General features: G+C 43.5%; 23 protein-coding genes. 14 read left to right on the top strand and 9 right to left on the bottom strand.

The genetic code is table 11. From position 1 onward, the window contains the following. Positions 1–59 precede the first annotated feature (59 nt). Positions 60–431 (top strand): DUF423 domain-containing protein, encoded by a 372-nt coding sequence (locus tag MHB38_RS18015; RefSeq protein WP_003215282.1) that lies wholly within the window; start codon positions 60–62, stop codon positions 429–431. Positions 432–473: 42 nt separating this feature from the next. Here MHB38_RS18015 and MHB38_RS18010 read toward each other — a convergent pair whose 3' ends face one another. From MHB38_RS18010 to MHB38_RS18000, 3 genes are all read right to left on the bottom strand, one after another. Further along, positions 474–1,091 carry a cupin domain-containing protein gene (locus MHB38_RS18010; RefSeq protein WP_007497783.1) on the bottom strand — a complete coding sequence of 206 codons (618 nt, stop codon included), beginning with the start codon at positions 1,089–1,091 and terminating at the stop codon, positions 474–476. Between the two features lie 131 nt (positions 1,092–1,222). Continuing rightward, positions 1,223–1,765 carry a spore coat protein GerQ gene (gene gerQ / locus MHB38_RS18005; protein WP_007497781.1) on the bottom strand — a complete coding sequence of 181 codons (543 nt, stop codon included), beginning with the start codon at positions 1,763–1,765 and terminating at the stop codon, positions 1,223–1,225. 223 nt (positions 1,766–1,988) lie between these two features. Continuing rightward, on the bottom strand, positions 1,989–2,663 hold the full coding sequence (locus MHB38_RS18000) for a YIP1 family protein (protein WP_008343625.1): 675 nt from the start codon (positions 2,661–2,663) through the stop codon (positions 1,989–1,991). Positions 2,664–2,838: 175 nt separating this feature from the next. On the opposite strand from MHB38_RS18000, the gene MHB38_RS17995 reads away from it, so the two are divergent. The 12 genes from MHB38_RS17995 to MHB38_RS17940 all read left to right on the top strand — a co-directional run bounded on the left by MHB38_RS17995 (position 2,839) and on the right by MHB38_RS17940 (position 13,879). Beyond that, positions 2,839–3,609 carry a glycosyltransferase family 2 protein gene (locus tag MHB38_RS17995; protein WP_035702641.1) on the top strand — a complete coding sequence of 257 codons (771 nt, stop codon included), beginning with the start codon at positions 2,839–2,841 and terminating at the stop codon, positions 3,607–3,609. A 6-nt stretch (positions 3,610–3,615) separates the two neighbouring features. After that, complete coding sequence (locus tag MHB38_RS17990; protein ID WP_202734143.1) at positions 3,616–5,028, top strand: capsular polysaccharide export protein, LipB/KpsS family; 1,413 nt, start codon at positions 3,616–3,618, stop codon at positions 5,026–5,028. Positions 5,029–5,049: 21 nt separating this feature from the next. Next, positions 5,050–6,228: a DegT/DnrJ/EryC1/StrS family aminotransferase gene (locus MHB38_RS17985; RefSeq protein WP_202734145.1), complete on the top strand. Its 1,179-nt coding sequence runs from the start codon at positions 5,050–5,052 to the stop codon at positions 6,226–6,228. Next, positions 6,225–7,100, top strand: coding sequence for a GNAT family N-acetyltransferase (locus MHB38_RS17980; RefSeq protein ID WP_202734147.1), 876 nt, complete (start codon positions 6,225–6,227; stop codon positions 7,098–7,100). Before MHB38_RS17985 ends, MHB38_RS17980 begins: the two co-directional genes overlap by 4 nt. A 1-nt stretch (position 7,101) precedes the next feature. Continuing rightward, positions 7,102–8,229 (top strand): N-acetylneuraminate synthase family protein, encoded by a 1,128-nt coding sequence (locus MHB38_RS17975; protein ID WP_191219016.1) that lies wholly within the window; start codon positions 7,102–7,104, stop codon positions 8,227–8,229. Further along, on the top strand, positions 8,219–8,959 hold the full coding sequence (locus MHB38_RS17970; RefSeq protein WP_202734149.1) for a cytidylyltransferase domain-containing protein: 741 nt from the start codon (positions 8,219–8,221) through the stop codon (positions 8,957–8,959). The genes MHB38_RS17975 and MHB38_RS17970 overlap by 11 nt, the downstream gene beginning before the upstream one ends. Then, the gene (locus MHB38_RS17965; protein ID WP_341004119.1) at positions 8,956–9,984 is read left to right on the top strand and encodes a glycosyltransferase; all 1,029 of its coding nucleotides are present in this window, start codon (positions 8,956–8,958) and stop codon (positions 9,982–9,984) included. The genes MHB38_RS17970 and MHB38_RS17965 overlap by 4 nt, the downstream gene beginning before the upstream one ends. Before the next feature lie 2 nt (positions 9,985–9,986). Further along, a complete protein-coding gene (locus MHB38_RS17960) occupies positions 9,987–10,727 on the top strand; it encodes a sugar phosphate nucleotidyltransferase (protein WP_098680518.1) in 741 nt (246 codons plus the stop codon). Continuing rightward, a complete protein-coding gene (gene rfbB / locus MHB38_RS17955) occupies positions 10,724–11,689 on the top strand; it encodes a dTDP-glucose 4,6-dehydratase (RefSeq protein ID WP_108611081.1) in 966 nt (321 codons plus the stop codon). The genes MHB38_RS17960 and rfbB overlap by 4 nt, the downstream gene beginning before the upstream one ends. Positions 11,690–11,692: 3 nt before the next feature. Continuing rightward, positions 11,693–12,547, top strand: a complete 855-nt coding sequence (gene rfbD, locus MHB38_RS17950) for a dTDP-4-dehydrorhamnose reductase (RefSeq protein ID WP_341004117.1) — start codon at positions 11,693–11,695, stop codon at positions 12,545–12,547. Then, the gene (locus MHB38_RS17945) at positions 12,540–12,995 is read left to right on the top strand and encodes a dTDP-4-dehydrorhamnose 3,5-epimerase family protein (RefSeq protein ID WP_135226438.1); all 456 of its coding nucleotides are present in this window, start codon (positions 12,540–12,542) and stop codon (positions 12,993–12,995) included. The genes rfbD and MHB38_RS17945 overlap by 8 nt, the downstream gene beginning before the upstream one ends. A gap of 92 nt (positions 12,996–13,087) precedes the next feature. Continuing rightward, a complete protein-coding gene (locus MHB38_RS17940) occupies positions 13,088–13,879 on the top strand; it encodes an SDR family oxidoreductase (protein ID WP_341004116.1) in 792 nt (263 codons plus the stop codon). A gap of 15 nt (positions 13,880–13,894) precedes the next feature. Here the strand turns inward: MHB38_RS17940 and MHB38_RS17935 are convergent, their stop codons facing one another. The 6 genes from MHB38_RS17935 to MHB38_RS17910 form a co-directional block, all read right to left on the bottom strand. Then, complete coding sequence (locus tag MHB38_RS17935; protein ID WP_212338434.1) at positions 13,895–15,088, bottom strand: aminotransferase class I/II-fold pyridoxal phosphate-dependent enzyme; 1,194 nt, start codon at positions 15,086–15,088, stop codon at positions 13,895–13,897. A gap of 17 nt (positions 15,089–15,105) precedes the next feature. Next, on the bottom strand, positions 15,106–16,527 hold the full coding sequence (locus MHB38_RS17930; RefSeq protein ID WP_046344715.1) for an ATP-grasp domain-containing protein: 1,422 nt from the start codon (positions 16,525–16,527) through the stop codon (positions 15,106–15,108). 14 nt (positions 16,528–16,541) lie between these two features. Beyond that, a complete protein-coding gene (locus tag MHB38_RS17925) occupies positions 16,542–17,303 on the bottom strand; it encodes an SDR family NAD(P)-dependent oxidoreductase (RefSeq protein ID WP_056704159.1) in 762 nt (253 codons plus the stop codon). After that, positions 17,300–18,007 carry a cupin domain-containing protein gene (locus tag MHB38_RS17920; RefSeq protein ID WP_017368257.1) on the bottom strand — a complete coding sequence of 236 codons (708 nt, stop codon included), beginning with the start codon at positions 18,005–18,007 and terminating at the stop codon, positions 17,300–17,302. The genes MHB38_RS17925 and MHB38_RS17920 overlap by 4 nt, the downstream gene beginning before the upstream one ends. Position 18,008: 1 nt before the next feature. Next, a complete protein-coding gene (locus MHB38_RS17915; RefSeq protein WP_025208164.1) occupies positions 18,009–18,614 on the bottom strand; it encodes a bacilysin biosynthesis protein BacA in 606 nt (201 codons plus the stop codon). Positions 18,615–18,763: 149 nt separating this feature from the next. Further along, positions 18,764–19,996 (bottom strand): MFS transporter, encoded by a 1,233-nt coding sequence (locus MHB38_RS17910; RefSeq protein WP_046526758.1) that lies wholly within the window; start codon positions 19,994–19,996, stop codon positions 18,764–18,766. A gap of 145 nt (positions 19,997–20,141) precedes the next feature. Between MHB38_RS17910 and MHB38_RS17905 the strand changes: the two genes are divergently transcribed. Next, positions 20,142–20,621, top strand: coding sequence for an Lrp/AsnC family transcriptional regulator (locus tag MHB38_RS17905; protein ID WP_341004109.1), 480 nt, complete (start codon positions 20,142–20,144; stop codon positions 20,619–20,621). Positions 20,622–20,626: the final 5 nt, after the last annotated feature.

The following is a 20,626-nucleotide window of genomic DNA, read 5'->3' as shown; positions in this document are numbered from 1 at the left end:
AATGTTGGATGAGACCCGCGCTATGATAAACATAATTGATGAGATAAGGAGAATGACGAATGAAACTATTTTTCATATTAGGTGCCATTAACGCCATGCTTGCGGTTGGTCTTGGAGCCTTCGGTGCACATGGACTGGAAGGGAAAATTCCTGAAAAGTATATTGAGATATGGAATAAAGGGGTTCAATATCAGATGTTCCATGCCATTGGCCTATTTATTGTCGCCTTTCTGGCAGATAAGCTGTCAGGTGTTTCTCTAGTGCCGACCGCTGGCTGGGTGATGCTGGCAGGCATTCTTTTCTTCTCAGGAAGCCTTTATGTGCTTGCCTTGACTCAGGTGAAGATTTTAGGTGCTATTACGCCAATTGGCGGAGTGGCGTTTATCGCTTCTTGGATCATGCTAGTGATTGCAGCAGCAAAAAATTTATAAGCCAGAAAAACCGATGCTCTCATAGGGGCATCGGTTTTTTTCTTAACTCCAATAAGGAGAATAGTTCGGAGGTGCTTGATAATAAGGTACATAGTGAGAAGGCGGGACAGGGTGCGTTTGTGCCTCTTCCTCCCGGTGGCAGAAAGGCCCGATAAACACACCAGGCTTCACAGGCTGCGTCGCCTGCTTCCACTGCGTTTCGTTCATGCAATAAGTATGTGCCATGATGTGAGAAGGCGTGAGGGTTAGAAGATCTGAACCTAAGATGACTTCTGGCGTCGATGCGTTAAAAATAGCTAACAAATGGGTTTTGTCCTGCAAGGCGACTTCATAATGCCACCAGCCTTGTGGCACATTGGCTACCTGCCCGGGGGTAATGGTGTAGGTGGACAGCTTTTTTGTAAAAGGGTTCAGCATGGATACAGCAGCAGAGCCGGCGATACAATAAACAAGCTCGGCAGCATTTTGATGATAATGAGGCTCTACTACTTTGCTTTTACTCAAATATATATCCAGCAGAGATACTTGATCGAGCGAATTTAATTGTTTTTTTCCTAAAACATTAATCAGGTTGTGTTGGTCATATTTCACAAGGGGGCTTTGGTTCAAATCAAATGAATATTTGACATTCGGCGATGTATAATCCAGCTCAACAGTCATTGATGTCACCTCTAGGCGTTTAATAAAAACTACTAGGCATCTTATGAGCCTTCCCCCGAAGGTGTGTCAAAAACCTAGACAAAAGAAAAAAGCAAGGGCGTCTGCACCTTGCTGCTAATATGACCTTGAGGTTATCTCGGAGAATACGTAGACATCGAGTATGGATAGTCATATTGAATTTCCCCATCAAACGTAATGTAATCAAGGTAGATTGTTAACAATAAGTATCGTGTCCCAGTTTTGTTATCACTAATGATAATGTGATCACGTCCTGCGGCCTCAATGACTCCTCTAAAAATCTTAGAGTTCCATTCTTTACTTGCCTCAAACGTCATATAGATCGTGGCTACTTTGCCGCGGTTTAATCGTAAAATATTTTCAATATAGGACTGCTCAAGCGGCAGCTGACCGGTGACGTTCTGCTGATAAATCGGTCCCGAAGGAATTTGATAGGGCTGCCCGCCACTTTGCCCACCTTGGCCTCCTTGTGAAGTACCAGTAGACGGCATTGGCGAATACCCCTGCTGCATTTGACCTTGCATTTGACCCTGCGTTTGGGGAGGGACTGAATAACCCATCTGCTGCGCAGGATACGGATTTGCTCCATATTGTTGCTGGCGAAAATCTTGACCTTCGAAACCCGAACCTTGCCCAAATTGATTTTTCAATTTCATAACGTTCCTCCTCTTTCCTCATGGTGTTCTAAACAGAAGGCAGAAAAGCGCCTGTTGTTTGTATAGCATTCTTTTTCTCTTTCACACTATGAGACAGGAAGAGAGAATATGTACATTGAACGAAAAAAAGGAACTGCTTTGTGCAGTTCCTCAGTATTCAGACAAACCCCTTATTCGTACTGCCTAGATTGCAAAGGTTTCCAACAATTTAAGGAATGCCTCTTTACATCAACCAATTCATAGCCCGCTGGACGTCATAGAGAAGGGTCATCGTGAGAAAAAATAAGGCGATCGGTGCGATGGCAATGATAAAGGCCTGCCATATTCTCAGCTTCATCACAGCAACAAGGCCTAAAACAGCCATCCCAAATATCCATGCCTTGGTATACGCATCAACCAGTGGTAAAACGCTGAGATAATACCATACTTCATAGTGCTGGTCTAAATAGGGTGAGATTTTCACAAATGTATACGGACCAAGCAACCCCACAGTAATAATCCAAGTAAGAGCAAATAAGGTGGAAGGAAAAATGACCGTCAGTGTGCAAGCTTTGAGCACATCTCGATACGGCGCTTTACTGCCAAAAAACAGTCGTCCTAACCACTGTAAAATGAATGAACCGAAAAATAGAAGAAAATTGCCTACTAAAATACCAAAACCTGCTCCGTGTAACAGAATAAAAGGATATGGAATATGATTGCCCATATACTCACTAAAATACCCTTCGTACATCCAGCTTGTACCAGCGATACTTGCAAGGAGTATCATCAGCCACATGGGAATAGAGGTATGTTCATATGAGCGAATAATCGTTTTTGTCGCGACAAAAATTTTAAAGAATCGAAAAAAACCTTTTGCTTCCTCTTCTTGGGAGAGATCACTCTTCATATACTCCAATGTTCTTTACTCCTTTAATACACATAAATGATTACTTATATTACCAAAATTTTTACGTTTTTCAAAGGTAGATCATGAAAAAAATCCAATTTTATAAAAAATAGGTCACTCTACAGTCTCTTTAAGAGGAGACACATATGATAACCATAGTTTAAAAGAGACCGAGGTGAAAAAATTGACGAAAGTAACGGTCATTATGACGAGCTACAACAAAGCGGCCTACGTTGGCAGATCAATTGAAGCGGTGCTGCAGCAGACCTTGTCAGACCTTGAACTTTTTATCATGGATGATGGATCAAACGAACAAACCCTTGCTGCTATTGAGCCTTTCCGTAAAGATCCACGCGTCCATTTTATCCAAAGCGGGGTGAAAACGCTGGAGGAAAGAACGGCGAAAACACGCTATGCCGTCCTCATTAATCAAGCATTAGAACAGGCAAAGGGCGAGTATATTTCCTATGCCACAGATGACAATGTCTATGCACCAGACCGTTTAGAGAAGCTCACGAAATATTTAGATGCTCGTCCGAATGAAGAAATTGTCTATTCTAGTTCAAAAGTTATCTATTTAAATAGCGAAAAAGAGCCAGTAAAGGAAACGATTCGACCTGCGCAAACGGTGCAGTGGAATGCACCTTGTGCCATTGATCACTGCTCGGTTGTACATCGTGCATCCATTTTAACAAAGATTCGTGCTGAGTTTGGATCCTACTGGGACGAGAGTCCGCATTTTTATCGAATAGGAGATGCCCGGTTCTTTTTTAGATTAAATCACTTTTATCCGTTCTACCCTTTTGATGAGGTATTGGATACAAACTACATCACAGAACAGTCTATTCATTATCAGTTGGCAGAAGATGAGAAAAGCGATTTTATTCAAGCACTTCCTCCGCAGTCTACCTGCAGGGAGCTCCGCCATATATTAAAACAGAGACATGGGAGGTGACCTTAAGTGTCGCATTATATTCATCATTATTGGCAAGTGTACTTTGAGTATGTGAATCTGATGAAAGACTTATCCTATCGCCATATACCCCTTGGGTTAATCAGTAATTTTTATCAATACATCAGCCCAGAAGTGAGAGAACGTATGGAAGATGAGGCGTTTGGTGAAGAGCTGTCAACGACTTGTCCAAAGCCGCAAGACATTCAGCCCTTTTTTGATCAGCATAAACAGCAGATCAAGCGTACCCCTTATCGTCCGAGTCATGGAAAGGTGCTTCTTCACTTTGAACACTTACGTTTTACTGAACAAAATTACACGCGGTTCCATCCGAACCAAACAGTGGTGCTCGCGCGCTGGAAGAAGGCTGATTATTTCGGATTACCAGTGATCAGCAAGCCGGAATTAGCCGGAGAGGTTAATAAAGAAGCCCATGTTGAATATATTGAAAAAGCAAATGCTCTATTGAAACCTTACGCCCAGCATCCTGTCTTTGGCAATGTCTTTTTTAGAGAAAAGCTTCGGAAGGACATTGTGCAATTTATTGATGTGATTGACCAAATAGAAACGCTATTTGAGATGCAGCCTATCACAGCTGTAGTGGTTGGTACGACGGAGGATGCTTATAGCCGTGTGCTCGCCTTGCAAACCGTGAAGCGCCATCTCACAAGTATTTGTCTTCAGCACGGTGCGCTCATGGGAGACGAAGCCTTTTTGCCGATTTTCACCACCTGCCACGGAGTGTTTGGAAAATATGAAAAGGACTGGTATGTAGATAAAGGCTGTCAGCCTGAGCAGGTGGAGATCACAGGTCACCCGAGATTTGATTTGGTGCAGGAGCGAACACCGCTTCAACAGGAAGTGGTCTTTCGTAAATTGAACTTCAACCCTGCCAAAAAGACTGTGCTCGTGGCGACACAGCCGTTTTCAGAAGCCTTTTACGGTGATATTCTTAAAACGATTGCAAAACGGAAAGACATTCAGCTGATTATGAAGCCGCACCCGTGGGAAATCGCTCGAAATCGTTTAAATGACTATACAGCGATTGAGCGCGCGGGGAACCATGTGAGATTAATTAAAAAAGAGATCGACTTGTATGACCTCCTGCCGTATATGGATATGGTCATTACGCTCACATCAACAGTTGGTCTGGAAGCAATGCTCTTTAAAAAGAGTGTACTGATTGGAAAAATGACAGAAGGCAGAAGATACCCTTATTACGAGTCGCTTGGCAGCTGCCACATGGAAAACCCTATTGAGCTGGCCGAGAAAGCGATCCGTATTTTATCGGATGAACAAGAAATGAAGCTGGCGAAACAGCAAGGGGCTCGTTTCATTCAAGAACATTATCCGCATGCACAATCGACCGATGTTCTGCTTTCTCTGCTCAAAACAAAAACAGGCGTGGATTTTCAGAGATGAAGATAGGGGTGTGCAAGCGATATGGGACAAAAGAGAGCACAATTTCTTCCTTATGCACTGCCTTTTATTGAACAGGAAGAAATTGATGAAGTCATTGGAACATTAAAGTCCGGCTGGTTGTCCACCGGACCAAAAGTGAGACAGTTTGAAGAAGAGTTTAGGCAGCTGACTGGAGCGAAGCACGCAATAGCAGTGAATTCATGTACAGCTGCTCTATTTTTAGCGTTAAAGGCGAGAGGCATTGGAGCTGGTGATGAGGTCATCACAACGCCTCTGACGTTCTGCGCAACAGCCAATACAATCATCCATACGGGGGCAGCCCCTATTTTCGTGGATATTGATCCGGCGACACTCAATCTAGATGCGGAGAAATTAGAAGCGGCCATCACACCACATACAAAAGCGGTTGTCCCTGTACATTTTGCTGGTCAATCGTGTGATATGGACCGAATTTTAGCGATTGCCAAAAAGTATGATTTGTTCGTGCTGGAGGATGCCGCTCATGCCCTTTATACGACCTATCACGATCAACCGATTGGATCAATTGGTGATGCGACCGCTTTTAGCTTTTATGCAACGAAAAACATAGCGACTGGTGAAGGCGGCATGCTGACGACAAATGATGATGCCCTTGCGGCTAGAATCAGAAGGCTGGCGCTTCACGGGATGAGTAAGGGAGCGTGGAATCGTTATGGAGAAAAGGGAACATGGTATTACGAGGTCGAGGAACCGGGCTATAAAATGAACATGTTTGACGTGCAAGCATCGTTAGGGCTCGTTCAGCTAAGCCGGTTGAAGGAGATGCAGACACGCAGAGAACAGATTGCGAAGACATACAATCAGGCATTTCAACATGAAGCTGGTCTCATCTTGCCGCCTGTACATGATGAGGGAAGACATGCGTGGCATTTATATGTGCTGCAAGTTGATCCAAAAGAAGCACTGATCACACGCGATGACATGATTGATCAGCTGCAAAAGGAATATAAAATCGGCACGAGTGTTCATTTTATTCCCGTTCACTTGCATCCATATTATCAAGAGACCTACAACTATTCACCAGAGGATTTCCCTGAGGCACTCACTTATTACAAACGAACGCTTTCGCTCCCGCTCTATCCAAGTATGACAGATGAAGATGTGCAGGATGTCATCACGGCAGTCGTGTCTATTTTGAAAGACAAGAAGGCCTCTTCATGAAAGTCGTTCATGCAATAGACGATCAGGTGCTGGCAGCTTGGCTGAAAACATATGGTCATGAAGCGGAACGCATGGCAGGATTCAAGCAGTTTGCTCTTGTCAGCGGCGCTAAGCTCAAAGCAGTGCTGTTATACGAATGGTCCAAATGGGAGAGCGGCATTTTTGACAAGCATATTTTTCATGTGAAGTTTGTGGAAGCTGAATCAGCGCCGCTCTTTAAAGAATTGATGGAGAGATTCATCAATTGGATGAGAACAGAAAAATGTGATTTTTTCTTTTTACGTCTTGAGGCAGCTGATCTTGAAAAAAACCGCATTGTTCAAAAACTATCCCATGTGTATTATGTCGGTGGTCTCACTAGGCTTGAGGCACCGCCTGCTCTCATGGAGATGCCATTATCAGATCAAGATGTGGTGATGGGTGTGCCAGATGAAAAGGATTACGATGAGGCGGTCTTACTAGGTGATCAGGCTTTTGTGAAAAGTCGTTATGCCCTTGATCCATATTTAGACCAGCGTGTTGTTCAGCATTTTTATCAGGAGTGGATGAGAAACAACCTACTCGGACGCGCAGATATCAACCTCGTTGCCAAGGTAAATGATGAAGTGGTTGGCTTGATTCAAGGTATGACAAAGGGGAATGAGATGGGGCTTGAGCTTTTTGCGATTAGACCGGATGTTCAAGGAAAAGGGATCGGAAAAAAGCTGTTTATTGAGATGATGAAAGTGTCTCATGACAGAGGGCATCACTTCATTTCTGCGGGGACACAGCTTCATAATACGACAGCCATCCAGCTGTACGAAAAGATGGGGTTTAGAACAACAAATGCCTTTTTGTATTACCATGTGTGGCCGAAAAAAGGAGAGAGGTAAGATGGCGCATTTCTATATCGGAGATCGCAAAGTGGGAGATGATGCGCCTGTCTTTATCATTGCAGAGGCAGGCATTAACCATGATGGAAAGCTGGATCAGGCACTTGCTTTAATTGATGTGGCAAAAGAAGCAGGGGCTGATGCGGTGAAGTTTCAAATGTTTCAAGCGGATCGGATGTATCAAAAGGAACCGGGGTTATACGAAACGGCCAAAGGAGAAGAAGTGTCTATTTTTTCTTTAGTGGAACAAATGGAGCTGCCGCCAGAATGGCTGCCTGTCTTATTGACACGTTGTAAGGAAAAAGGACTGATGTTTTTAAGCACCGTGTGTGACGAAGAATCGGCTGATTTATTGAATCAAACGAATCCGCCTGCTTTTAAACTGGCATCCTATGAAATCAACCATTTGCCTCTTTTGCGTCATACGGCTTCTTTTCAAAAGCCGATCATTTTTTCAACAGCTGGAGCCACCATTGCAGATGTTCATGAAGCATACGAAACGATTACGAGCCAGCAAAATAAGCAAGTCGCTATCATGCATTGTGTGGCAAAGTATCCAGCGCCTAGAGCATATACGAACCTGCGGGTGATTCAAACCTTAAGATCCGCTTTCCCTGAAGCAGTCATTGGCTTCTCAGATCATAGTGAACACCCGACGGAAGCGCCAGTAGCCGCTGTGAAGCTCGGGGCAGCAATGATTGAAAAACATTTTACAATAGATAAAACATTACCCGGAGCGGATCATTCATTTGCTCTTAATCCTGAAGAATTAAAGGAAATGGTTCAGCACATTCGAGCAGCAGAAAAGCAGCGGAATCAAGCAGAAATAGACGTTCATTCATTACCAGAGGAGCTTCTTGGCAGTTCTTATAAAACGACAACAGCCATTGAAGGACAGATTCGAGAATTTGCGTATCGAGGAATTTTTACGACAAAAGGCATTGCAAAGGGTGAGACCCTCACGTCAGAAAATGTAGCCGTGCTGCGCCCCGGACAAAAAAATCAGGGGTTGCATCCGCGATATATGCCGGTTCTACTTGGCACAATGGCTGTGAGAGACATCCCAGCTCATACAGGCGTTTCGTGGAAAGACGTACTGACGCAGCAGGAGTCTCATGATGATGCATGATGTGCTTTTTGTCATTCAGGCTAGGATGGGGTCAACAAGACTGCCTAAAAAAGTGATGAAACCGATCGGCGGCATGGCGCTGATTGATTTGATTGTGGAGCGGGTGAAGCAATCAGATGATTACCATCACAACATGCAAAACCTTATGATTGCCACAACGGTCGAGCCAGAGGATGACTATTTGGCTCAATATTGTATGTCAAAGGGCTATAAGGTGTTTCGAGGCAGTGAGGCAGATGTGCTTGAGCGGTTTGCGCAGATTGTCCGCCAATTTGAACCTAAAACGGTTGTACGTTTAACGGGAGACAATCCATTTATAGATCCTTCGCTTTTGTCGAAAATGCTTGAAAAACATAGACAGGAAAAGGCTGATTACACATATACGAACGGAACACCACTCGGTATTTCCGGGGAAATGATTGAGGCATCTATTTTATGTGAAATCGACAAATTTCCCCTCACTTATTCAGAACGTGAGCATGTCACGCTGTATATCAGAAAGCATCCCGAGCAATTTCACCTTCAATTATTCACACCGCCCAAAGAACTTGCATATCCTGCTTATCGATTCACGATTGATACAGAAGAAGATTATGTGTTTGCTACCCGTTTATTAGAGAAAGCTGGTGGTTCTATTGCTGTGCCGACAGCTGAGCTCATTTCCATCTGTGAACAACATCCAGACATTGTTCGTTTGAATCAATCTGTGAGACAGAAGGATGCTGAATGAACAAAAAAATCATGATTGTTGTTTATGGGGGTTTTTTAAGAGGAATGGGTCATGTCGTCAGAATGAAACGTTTGGCAAAAGAACTGCTTCAGGAAGGGAACGATTTATATTTCTATACAAATGATCAGATTTGTGTAGAAATGCTTTCGAACCCAGAGTGGCACGTTCAGATGGTGCATGAGTCGAATGCGCTTCTACAAATCCAACAAGACATCAAAAAGCTAAAGCCTGACCTTTTAGTCATAGATGTCCTTGATTGTGATCTTCAGTTTCTTCAAACGATCAAAGATTCCTGCGATAGTGCGAGGCTGGTCTTATTTGAGGAAAAAAGAGAGGAAGCCTGTCAGCTTGCAGACACGGTCATAAACGGCATTTATGGCGGTCTGGACGGGAAGCACGAGCAGCTTAATGGCACGGCTTATTATCATGGAACGCCCTATTTATTGTTAGATCACGAGATTAATCGATTCAAAGACACATATGAGGTTCGGAAAGAATGTAAAAAGGTGGTCATCAGCCTTGGGGGCAGTGATCCGTGCGGCCTGTTATCAAAGGCTGTATCGGCGCTTCTTCAAACAAATCACCTAGACATTTTAGCGGTCGCAGGAAAAGCCTCTCACATCAAAGAGCAAGTAGAGGCGGAACATATCCAATTCATTCAACATACAGATCAACTACCGGTTCTTTTATCAGAAGCTGATGTGGCTATCGTAGCAGGCGGTATGACGTTATATGAGGTAATTTGTATCGGGGTGCCCAGCATTGTCCTATCGCAAGTAGACCACCAAGCAGTGACAGCGAGCATGTTTGCGCAAAAGGGCGCTTGTTTTCACCTTGGATTAGGTGCCCTTGTGGAAGAAAAAGACCTGTTGCAAGCTGTTCAAAAACTGTCTGACAGCTATTTTCTCCGCAGAAGCATTCATCTTAATGGACGTTCACTCATTGATGGAAAAGGAATCGAACGAGTGAAAAACATTCTTATACACCTCATGAATTCACACCAAAAAGAACATAAGGATGTGTAGATGTGAAGGGAGTTATTTTAGCAGGAGGAAAGGGATCACGGCTGGCACCATTAACGAAGATTTTCAACAAACACTTGCTGCCGGTTGGTCCATACCCGATGATTTATTGGTCATTATTCAAACTGAAAGAAGCAGGAATTGTAGATGTGATGCTGATTTCACAGGAAGAACAAATTCCGTTGTTTCAAAAGTTACTGGAAGATGATCGTGAACTTGGGATGAACATTGTGTATCAAGTACAGCCAGAAGCGTCTGGTATTTCCGATGGTTTATCCTATGCAAAGCCCTTTGCTCATGGGGAAAAATTTGTGCTGATGCTTGGTGATAATGTATTTGAAGATTCATTACGCCCTTTTGTCGACGCCTTTAGGCAACAAGAAAGCGGAGCCAAGGTTTTATTGAAAGAGGTGGCAGATCCAAAACGGTTTGGCATTGCAGAAATTGATCCTGCTCATCACCGAATTTTATCAATAGAAGAAAAGCCAGAGCACCCGACGTCATCTTACTGCGTCACAGGCATCTATTTTTATGATCAAGACGTCTTTCAATATATCGAGGAAATCTCGCCGTCAGATCGAGGTGAACTAGAGATTACTGATGTGAATAATCTCTACATCTCAAATAGCCAGCTGACCTATGATATGTTAAAAGGGTGGTGGATTGATGCAGGAACTCATGAATCTCTCCACGAAGCATCAACAAAAATGTTTGAAACGATGAAGGAAAAAGAGGGATACGAATGACGAAGTCTTATTTAATTACAGGTGGAGCAGGGTTTATTGGACTGAATTTTGTGAAGCTGCTACTTCAAGAATCTGATGTCCGGCTTACCGTATTTGATAAATTAACATATGCCAGTCATCCAGAGGAGATGGAATATTTATCAAAGCTGCCTCATGTCCGTTTTGTCCAAGGAGATATCACGCTACAAGACGAACTAGATCAAGTATTTGATGAAGCCTATGATGCCATCATTCATTTCGCAGCAGAATCACATGTCGATCGCAGTATTGAGTCAGCAGAACCCTTTATCCAAACAAATGTCCTTGGTACCTATCGTATGCTTGAAGCTGTCTTAAAGGGAAAGGCGAATAAACTCATTCATATTTCCACAGATGAAGTATATGGAGATTTGGAGCCGGATGATCCTGCTTTCACAGAACAAACACCACTCTCACCGAATAATCCTTATTCAGCAAGCAAGGCAAGTTCAGACCTGCTTGTGAAATCTTATATCCACACCCACCAATTACCCGCCATGATCACAAGATGCAGCAACAACTACGGACCTTATCAGCATGAAGAAAAATTAATCCCAACCATTATTAGAAAAGCGGTCAATGGTGAAAAGATTCCGATTTACGGAGACGGCCAGCAGATTCGCGATTGGCTCTATGTAGAGGATCATGCGAGAGCCGTAAAACAAGTAGTAGAAAACGGAACAGCCGGTCAGGTGTACAATATTGGCGGAGGCAACGAGAAAACAAATCTTGATTTAACCAAAACCATTCTCACACATCTAGGCATCTCTCATGACCAAATCGCGTTTATTCAAGACCGGAAAGGGCATGACAGGCGGTATGCCATTGATGCCAGTAAGCTAAAAGAAGAGCTCGGCTGGATGCAGGCAACTTCATTCGAAAAAGGTATCGAAAAAACGATCGATTGGTATCGTGCCAAATATGATCAAAGTGAAGAAGGGTGACCGATGAAAGTTTTAATCACCGGTGCAGGCGGCCAATTAGGGAAAGAATTGACGAAACAGCTGAAAGAAAAAGACATCACCGTCATTGCTTTAACAAGGAGTATGCTGAATATCGCAGATCAACAGGCAGTCAGACATGCAATGAGACATTTCCGTCCGGATATTGTTGTCAGTGCGGCTGCTTATACGTCTGTGGATCAATGCGAAATAGAAACGGAAAAAGCCTATCTTGTGAATGGGATTGGCGCCTACTATACAGCGCTTGAGGCTAAGAACGTAGGGGCTGATGTGTTACATGTCAGCACAGATTATGTATTTGATGGGCAAGCGGATACCCCTTACCAAATCGACGCACAAGCAGATCCACAAACCATTTATGGAAAGAGTAAAAAACTTGGAGAAGAATTGATTCATCTTGTGTCAGATGAAGTGAAGATCATTCGGACATCGTGGCTTTATGGACATGAGGGACATAATTTTGTGAATACCATTCTTCGACTGGCTGAAACGAAGGATCATTTGCGCATCGTCAATGATCAGTTAGGGTCTCCTACTTATACAAAGGATGCCGCAGAAGCTTTGATTCACTTGTTTGACCAGAAAGCAGGTATTTATCATGTCAGTAACCGAGCTAGCTGTTCATGGTTTGACTTTGCGACAGAAATTGTGGCAGCAAGCGGTCTGTCTACGATAATTGAACCCATTTCCACTGAAGAGTATGGTTTCCAAACACCTCGGCCCGCCTACTCTGTTTTAGATCTGCAAGCGATTGAAGCGACAGGCTGGAAGCCAAGACATTGGAAAGATTCACTTCATGAATACTTGCAGAAAGAAGGGAGATTCGAGCAGCATGATTGATGGTGTACAAACGAAAAAACTCATGAAACATTGTGATGATCGCGGCTTTTTCGCAGAGCTTATTCGAGATGACGAACCGATGCTGAAGCGCTTTGGGCAGGCGTCGTGGTCGAAAAGTTTCCCAGGAGTCATCAAAGCCTTTCATTATCATGAAAAACAAGACGATGTTTGGTTTTTCCCAGCAGGTCATGCACAGGTCGTTTTATACGATTTGAGAGAAGATTCTCCGACAAAGGATCAAACCGATGTGTATTATATGGGAGAAGATAATCCGATGCTGCTCCTCATCCCAAAGGGAGTTGCCCATGGCTACCGCGTATTAGGGGAGACGCCGCTGCAGATTGTGTATTTTACAACAGAATCGTACGACCCAAAAAACCCAGATGAGAAGAGAATTGCGTGGAATGATGAGTCGATCGGATTTAATTGGGAAACGACATTTAAATAGAGAAGAGAGGCCTTTCGCAGGAGAAAGGTCTTTTATTGTTGAAATACATTCTGTATGTGTCATTTTATGTATATTGATGAAAAGGGATGTGGATGAGTTTGTCTAAAAGAATTGCATTTGTAACAGGGGCAAGTACAGGCATTGGAAAGGCAATCGCAATAAAACTTGCCGCTCAGAGCGATATGAAGGTGATCATCAACTCTAGAAATATGACCTCACTTGAACAGACGAAACAGCACATTCAAGATATGACAGAAACAAAGGAACCGCTGTCTCTATTTTGTGGAGATATGTCGCTTGAAGCAGTGAGGTCGGAAGCCTTTGAAGAAATAGAAAAGGAGTTTGGCAGACTCGATGTGCTGATCAATAACATTCCAGGAGGAAAGCCAGATACATTTGATTCATGTGAAACTGACCAGATGCTGGATGCTTTCTCCCAAAAAGCCATCGCTTACGTCGATACAATGAAGCGTGCAGCCGCATTGATGAAAAGACATGAATATGGACGGATCATTCAAATTGTCGGGAACCTGTGGAAGGAACCTGGTGAACAAATGTTTACGAATAGTATGATGAATGCAGCGATTATTAATGCCAGTAAAAATGCAGCGACACAGCTCGCGTCGTCTAGTATTACGGTAAATTGTTTAAATCCAGGTTTTATTGCAACCGATCGGTATGAACAATTTATCGGCAATATGATGACGAATCAGGCATTGTCACGAGAGCAGGCTGTACAAGCTGTCGCATCAGGTATTCCAATGCAAAGAGTGGGCTCAGCGAGTGAGATGGCGTCATTGGCAGCTTTTATGGCATCAGAGGAAGCTTCTTATATCACAGGTCAACAAATCTCCGTAGACGGTGGAACGATGAAAAGTATATAAACTGAAAAAAACCCGCTATAGGCGGGTTTTTTGATGAAATCGAATGGGGAGGATGGACAGGCGGTCGATAAAGAGAGCAAGCTCCTCAATCGGGGCAACCATTGAAATGCGTACATGACGGCTTCCATTGGTTCCAAATACTCCTCCGGGCGTGACGACAACATCGGCATGTTCGAGTAAATAGTCAGCAAAGGCATGAGAATGTTCAAAGTCATCAGGAATCGGAGCCCATAAATAAAAGGCGCCGGGTGGACGTTCGATTGTCCAGCCAAGCTTTCTCGCCGCTTGCCGGATGAAGAAATTGATTCGTTCAAGGTATATCGCCCTTAATGATTGAATATGACAGTCATCACTTTGCAAGGCAGCAGTCGCAGCGTGTTGAAATCCGCCATACATACTGACAAACACGTGGTCTTGGAAGGTGTTGATGGCTTGGATGATCTCCTCATTTCCAACAGCAAAAGCGACTCTCCATCCTGCCATATTAAAAGTCTTTGATAGAGAATATAATTCCACTCCTACACTTTTCCCGAGAGGAGTATTCATGAAGCTCACGGGTGTTTGTTCATAATGAAATGAACCATAGGCGAAATCATGAATAACATACAGCTCGTGAGTGGCCGCAAAGGCAGCAGCCTCTTCAAAGAATGCCTCATTTGCAACAGCACCCGTGGGGTTATTCGGATAATTCAAGAACAGTACTTTTGCTTTTTTGACTATGTCAGGATCAATTGAGGAGAGATCTGGTAAATAGCCATTTTTCTCTTCAAGTTTGATACTGTATGGCTTGGCGTCCGCCATCAAAATGCCTGAATGATATTCAGGGTATCCTGGATCGGGAACGAGTGCGATATCTCCTGGATCAAGCAGACACTGACTCATGACATACAGCCCCGTTTTTCCGCCAGTGAAAAGAGCAATTTCCTTCTGCGGATCAATCTCAGCACCGAATTCCGATCTATAAAAATCTGCAATGGCTTGTTTGAAAAAGTCAAAGCCTCTAAAAGGGGCATATTGTTGAAATGGCAAAACACCCGCTGACTCCTGTAGGGCACTCACGATATGGGGAGGAGTTGGTAGATCAGGGTTTCCCTGACCTAGATTCATGATGTTTGCTCCGTTTTTTGTCTTTTGAGCAATTTTTTCAAAGACGGTGCCGAATTTCTGTTCAGGCAGCCGTTCAATCATTTTAGATGCTAACATTTTCACCACAGCAGCCTCTCTTTCTATCCCTTCACTAATTCATCCATTAACTGAATCGTTGCCTGTTTCTGAATGTTGCGGATGGACGCGGCAACGTCTTGTGAGGATGATCCTTTTAATTCAAGAGATACGATTCCATTAAAAGCTTCAAATAAAGCAAGATCCACCATAGTCCCTTTGGCAGGGAATGATTGACTGACAATCGCAGTATCTCCAACGAATGCTTCCTGCGGAATAGACACATGATCAATGGTGATATGTGTGGATTCAGGTGGGATATGCCCACTCTCTTTAAAATGCTGAGGGTACAGGTGGCAGTCCGCTACATAAAATGTATGTCCAGAAAGCAGCTGTTTTGGCAGTACAGCCTTTTTTCCATCAACTAATACATCAATCAATAGCTTGGCCATATCGACGCCAAAGACCTTTTTAATATTCGGGATCATATTCCAGCCAGCGAATCGAGCCGCTGATTCGATCAGTCCAGTTTCTCGATTTTTCATGAGTTTGATTTCTGTATGGGTTGCACAATGTTCAAGACCTAGCCCTTCATTTGCCTTCCTTGCTGCTTCAATGATGATTTGCTTGGCTTCATTGTCTAAGATCGTCGGAGTGATATGAGCCGTTTCTGTAAAACCGATTTGAGGGGTTTTATCATGTATGACAAAAGGGAGATATTCGCCCTCTACGACCAGCCCTTCTACACTGACATAATCAGCATAACCTTCATCTTGATACCAATCTTCGTAAGCACCCTCTAAATACGTTTCAGCGACAAACGGTGCTTCATACGTGACAGCGTCTGGGACTGGTATGGTTTCCAAATACGATTGTACTTGTAAAAACAAGTCATCACTTCCGGCTTTGTCATGAAACAAGGTGACGCCAATAGAACTGGCTAAATATGTAGGCTTTAAAATGAGCGGTGTTCCGATAGACTCAATGGCTTTTTGGAAATCAGATAAAGTCGTGACAGGCTGAGTTTTCACCGCTTTGACGCCAGAGGCGTTGAATGCAGCCCTCATTTGGCTTTTATCACGCGCCATTTCGGCTGCCTTGACACCGGCACCTCGTAGCCCAAGACGTTCAGCGGCCTTTGCCATCGGTGCAATGAATAATTCATTATTGGTGGTGATTGCATCTGCTTTGAAAAAGGAAGCCACTTGAATGAAGTCTTCCACAACCTCTTCTTCTGATTTCGGATAATCATCATGTGCCCAGTAAATAGAATCAGGGTGTTCAAAAGAAGGGTGTGTCTCAAAATAATCACGGTCTTTGATGACCGCAATGGAGTATTTTTCGATTAGCTCGGCATGTCCCTTTGTAATCGCAAAGGGTCTCGGGATATAAGAAACGATATGATACGATGCCGCCACACTTTCATAAAACATATGGGGCGGGCACCCTCCTAAGTCAGCAATGACAAGTACAGTTTTTTTACTCAATGAAAGCACTCCTTTTATCTAGCGGTGTAACCGCCATCTGCAGTGACGACACTTCCAGTCATATAGCTGGATAGGTCAGAGGCGAGAAACAGCATCACGCCAGCAATTTCTTCAGGTTTTCCAAGCCGCAGCATAGGATTCACCTTTGCTTTTTCCTTTTTGACGATCTCGAGACTTTCTGTGTGATTGTCTAAAAAGGACTTTTCATTTAGTGGCGTATCAATGATGCCAGGGGCAATACAATTTACCCTGATTTGATGAGCGGCATAGTCGATGGCCATTGATTTGGTGAGCTGAATGACACCGCCTTTTGTTGCATTGTATGCCGGAATGTCAGGCCAGCCCACAAGACCTCCGACAGATCCGGTATTGATAATACTTCCACTCTTCTTTTCAAGCATATGCGGCAATGTATGCTTACTCATGAGAAAGACGCCGGTCAGGTTGACCTGAAGAATACGATGCCAATCCTCCAGTGCCATCTCATGAATAGGTGAGACAATTTCGATGCCTGCATTGTTAATGAGGACATCAATGGCACCGAATCGGCTCAGCACGTTCTGAACGGTTTGGTGACAGTCAGACTCCTTCGTAATATCTGTTTTAAAAAATGCAAGGTGCTCATGCGGCAATGATTCAATGAGTTGGTTGCCGCTGCTTTCATTGATGTCAGCGACAGCTACTTTTGCTCCATGCTCGAGGAAGAGCTTGACGGCAGCAAGCCCAATCCCCGACGCACCTCCTGTAATGAGGACAACTTTTCCATCCAGCTTCATTTCTTCACCTTAGATGCCTTTGGCTTCAAGCGATTATAGCGGGGAGGGAAGAAGAGATTAATAGACTTTGATGCTTCTGGCTTTGGATTGATGGCCCCATGATCTTCCCTTGGGTCACAGAAATAGGTGGTGCCAAATTCCATCTTTTCTGTAAAGCCTTCGATCGTCATATCATACCCTCCGCTGATGCAAATGCCGATTTGTTCATTTCTATGTTTATGAAAAGGCATTTCTCCGCCGTTTCCAGGGATATTGGCAATCATCAGCTCCATCCAATCCTCCACAAAAAAAGTCACTTCCATGCCAGGGAGTAAATCCCGTGTTTTGAAAATGTCTAAGAAATAAGTGGGGGGCGCTGTATATTCTTCGTCATCCTTTAATCTCTTAATATCAATGGCGATCACTTCTTCATCTGTCAGATTTGAAGCGCCGTGAGGGACAAACGGTGGTGCGATATAGGCTGATTCTAATGGGGTGAGCAGTTGAGTCGATTGGCCGACAGTCATTTGAAGCTCCCCTTTTAATACAATACCGATTTGTGCTTCGGGATGTTCGTGAGGTTCAATGATCGTGCGGGGAGGGACGTATGAAATTAACACTTCCGTACCGCCTCTTACAGTGGAATATTGGATAACGCCATTATCCCATTCTAATTTTTTCGCTTGAGGAAAATATCGTTCTTGCGTCTTTTGTTCAGTTTGCATCTTATATCTCTCCTTTTCCGAATATGGACCAGCTCATGGGTATACTTTTAAACGTTCGAATGAAGATGAGGCCATATGTGGCTCTTGCCACCTCATTCGTTAAAGCAAAATCAAATTCGCCGTCCCTTACTTTCTGCGCGGCAGTACTTGTAGAATTAACAAGTTCAAATTCAGCATTTTGGTGAATGAAATATTGAATTAAATTGACAGGTGCAGGATGTGAGACAATTTTTAAATGGTGGAGCATTTGTTCATTGAATGGGAAATCAGGTCTGACAGCCAAACCATACATGGGCGTGTCACATCTGAAAATTTGTAAAAGCTGTAGATCTGGTCTCATGTAGAAGTGTTTGATGCCTTCATATGCGTGTGGAACGAGAGTAAATTGAAGTGGTTGAGAGAGAGTATGTTCAATGCAAGTTTCGAATGTGTCATAAAGGGATAGTTTCGTATGAGTGCCGAGTGTAGTGGTGGATTGAGAGATGAAATGTTTTGCTGCGTATTCACTGCTTGTCCCCTTAGGGCCTAGTGTGTTGACTGTAAACATCTTGGGTGAAGGGATAGGCTCTTCTTTGAAATGAAACACATCATCATTCTTTAGGATCATGTTTACCATCCAATCTTTTTCAAATTTTTACTAGATTATAAAATTTAAAATTGGCAATTGTCAACAAATTTTATAAAAAATGTATTTTACGATGATATTAAAAATTGATCTAAAAAACTGCACATATCGAGATGTGCAGTGAAATGTGCTTACGTTTCAAGAGTAGTTGGCTGTTTTTTCTGTAAGGCACGTTCTCGTTTATAGCTGCCAAAGCTGATGATAAAACCAACAAGTGTGATCAATGCACAGACAAGACCTACCGTATGATATCCGAAATGGACATAAACGGGTCCCATCAGTGCGGAACCGAGCATAACAGCAAGGTTGGAGGCCAGGCTGTAAAAAGCCATCACTTTGCCGCGATGGGTTTGAGAGCAGTCGCTTAGAACGGTGCTTAGAAGCGTGACAGATAAGCTTTGCATAGCCCCCCAAATAAATAGGGCGAAAATCAGCAACATCCACGAGAATGGCGCATAAGGAAGCAAGGCTAGAACAAGCGCAATTCCACCCAGCACAAAGACAAGGGAACGGGTTTTACCGAACCAGTCTGCTAATTTTCCAGTAAACATACTCATAGAAAAGCCGACGCCATAAGCCATAATAAGAAGTCCAGCTGTTGATTGTCCGCCATCAAACAGACTTTGCAAATAAGCACCTAAAAACGAGTACATGCCGTAAAATCCAAGCATATTGCAAAACGTCACAGTCAAATAGGCAGGCACGCGATCAATTTTCAAAGCTCCCCATAAAGAGCCTGTTTTCTCTCTAGCTTGAGGTGCCTTCGGATCAGCTGCTCTGACTTGTTTTCTTGATTCAAGGATGACGAGCAGCAGGACAATGAGACTCATCATAGCGAAGATCCAAAACGTCCAGCGCCAGTTTAAACTCTGGCCGATAAAGGCGCCAATGGGCACACCAAGGACAAGAGAAAGAGACCAGCTCGATACAATGAGTCCCATCACTTTGCCGCGGTATTCGTATGGAACCCGGTCGCCCACAAGAGCATAGGCTGTTGGCACAAATACACCTGTCGCCAGCCCAGAAATAGCACGGCCTGCAAAAAACACGGCCAAATTTGGGGCAGCAGCACACATCACTGTTCCAATTAAAAAGAAGGACAGCCCAATTATCAAACACAGCTCTCTTGAATATCGGTCCCCTAAAGGAACGAGTAGCGGAGCTCCAACCAGCACAGCTAACCCATAAATGCTGATGGAAAGAGCGAGAACATCAAGAGAGTGCTGAAAGGAGTTTGATAAATCAGGCAGCAGTGGTGAAATCACCAGTTCCTCCGATCCCGCCGCAAAAACGCCAAGTGTGAGTGCAATGGCAAGTGTGATGGGAAATGTTTTAGAAGCCTGGCTGTCTAAAGATTCTTTCATCAAGTGATCCCTCCATACTTGCTTTTTCATTCAATTCCGTTAAAATAAATTCTACCATTATTTAGTTTTATTTTACATTTCGTATCATAAGTATCATCATAAAATACTTTTCAAATGGAACGATTTTGGGATAGGAGCGTAACGAATGAAAATCACCGATGTGGATGTGGATATTTTAAACGAATTGAGAGAAGATGCCCGCTTATCAATGAGGGAATTGTCCAAACGAGTGAATTTATCGGCGCCTGCGGTAGCAGAAAGAGTGCGAAAACTAGAGGATGCAGGGATTATCGAAGGGTATTCTGTTCAAGTCAATTATAAAAAGCTGGGTCTGATGATAGACTGTTTACTGGAAGTCACCGTATTAAATGGGGAGTATCAGCGTTTTGTGACATTTATGAACCAGCATCCACGTGCGTTCTTTGCTTATCGAGTGGCAGGACAGTCCTGTTTTTTCATTAAGCTGTCTGTTTCTTCTCTTGAAGAAATTGAAGCCTTTATTCAAGATGTGTCTGGCTTCACAAAAACGGTCTCCCATATTGTCTTGTCAGAGCATTCCTTTACTCATCCCATTCAGGAACGTGTGAAACAAATAGAAGAGCCAAAAATGACCGTGGTGAAATAGAAAAA

Origin of the sequence: Bacillus sp. FSL K6-3176, from assembly GCF_038003325.1 — a bacterium.
In the GTDB taxonomy this organism is placed as follows: Bacteria; Bacillota; Bacilli; order Bacillales; family Bacillaceae; genus Bacillus; species Bacillus altitudinis.
Note: the sequence above shows the minus strand (reverse complement) of the source record. Positions and strands in the feature narration are given on the sequence as shown.

Coding starts and splice junctions, on each gene's coding strand:
- MHB38_RS18015 (WP_003215282.1), top strand. CDS start 60: ATGAAACTATTTTTCATATTAGGTGCCATTAACGCCATGCTTGCGGTT.
- MHB38_RS18010 (WP_007497783.1), bottom strand. CDS start 1,091: ATGACTGTTGAGCTGGATTATACATCGCCGAATGTCAAATATTCATTT.
- gerQ (WP_007497781.1), bottom strand. CDS start 1,765: ATGAAATTGAAAAATCAATTTGGGCAAGGTTCGGGTTTCGAAGGTCAA.
- MHB38_RS17985 (WP_202734145.1), top strand. CDS start 5,050: ATGGGACAAAAGAGAGCACAATTTCTTCCTTATGCACTGCCTTTTATT.
- MHB38_RS17980 (WP_202734147.1), top strand. CDS start 6,225: ATGAAAGTCGTTCATGCAATAGACGATCAGGTGCTGGCAGCTTGGCTG.
- MHB38_RS17975 (WP_191219016.1), top strand. CDS start 7,102: ATGGCGCATTTCTATATCGGAGATCGCAAAGTGGGAGATGATGCGCCT.
- MHB38_RS17970 (WP_202734149.1), top strand. CDS start 8,219: ATGATGCATGATGTGCTTTTTGTCATTCAGGCTAGGATGGGGTCAACA.
- MHB38_RS17965 (WP_341004119.1), top strand. CDS start 8,956: ATGAACAAAAAAATCATGATTGTTGTTTATGGGGGTTTTTTAAGAGGA.
- rfbB (WP_108611081.1), top strand. CDS start 10,724: ATGACGAAGTCTTATTTAATTACAGGTGGAGCAGGGTTTATTGGACTG.
- rfbD (WP_341004117.1), top strand. CDS start 11,693: ATGAAAGTTTTAATCACCGGTGCAGGCGGCCAATTAGGGAAAGAATTG.
- MHB38_RS17945 (WP_135226438.1), top strand. CDS start 12,540: ATGATTGATGGTGTACAAACGAAAAAACTCATGAAACATTGTGATGAT.
- MHB38_RS17940 (WP_341004116.1), top strand. CDS start 13,088: ATGAGTTTGTCTAAAAGAATTGCATTTGTAACAGGGGCAAGTACAGGC.
- MHB38_RS17925 (WP_056704159.1), bottom strand. CDS start 17,303: ATGAAGCTGGATGGAAAAGTTGTCCTCATTACAGGAGGTGCGTCGGGG.
- MHB38_RS17920 (WP_017368257.1), bottom strand. CDS start 18,007: ATGCAAACTGAACAAAAGACGCAAGAACGATATTTTCCTCAAGCGAAA.
- MHB38_RS17915 (WP_025208164.1), bottom strand. CDS start 18,614: ATGATCCTAAAGAATGATGATGTGTTTCATTTCAAAGAAGAGCCTATC.
- MHB38_RS17910 (WP_046526758.1), bottom strand. CDS start 19,996: ATGAAAGAATCTTTAGACAGCCAGGCTTCTAAAACATTTCCCATCACA.
- MHB38_RS17905 (WP_341004109.1), top strand. CDS start 20,142: ATGAAAATCACCGATGTGGATGTGGATATTTTAAACGAATTGAGAGAA.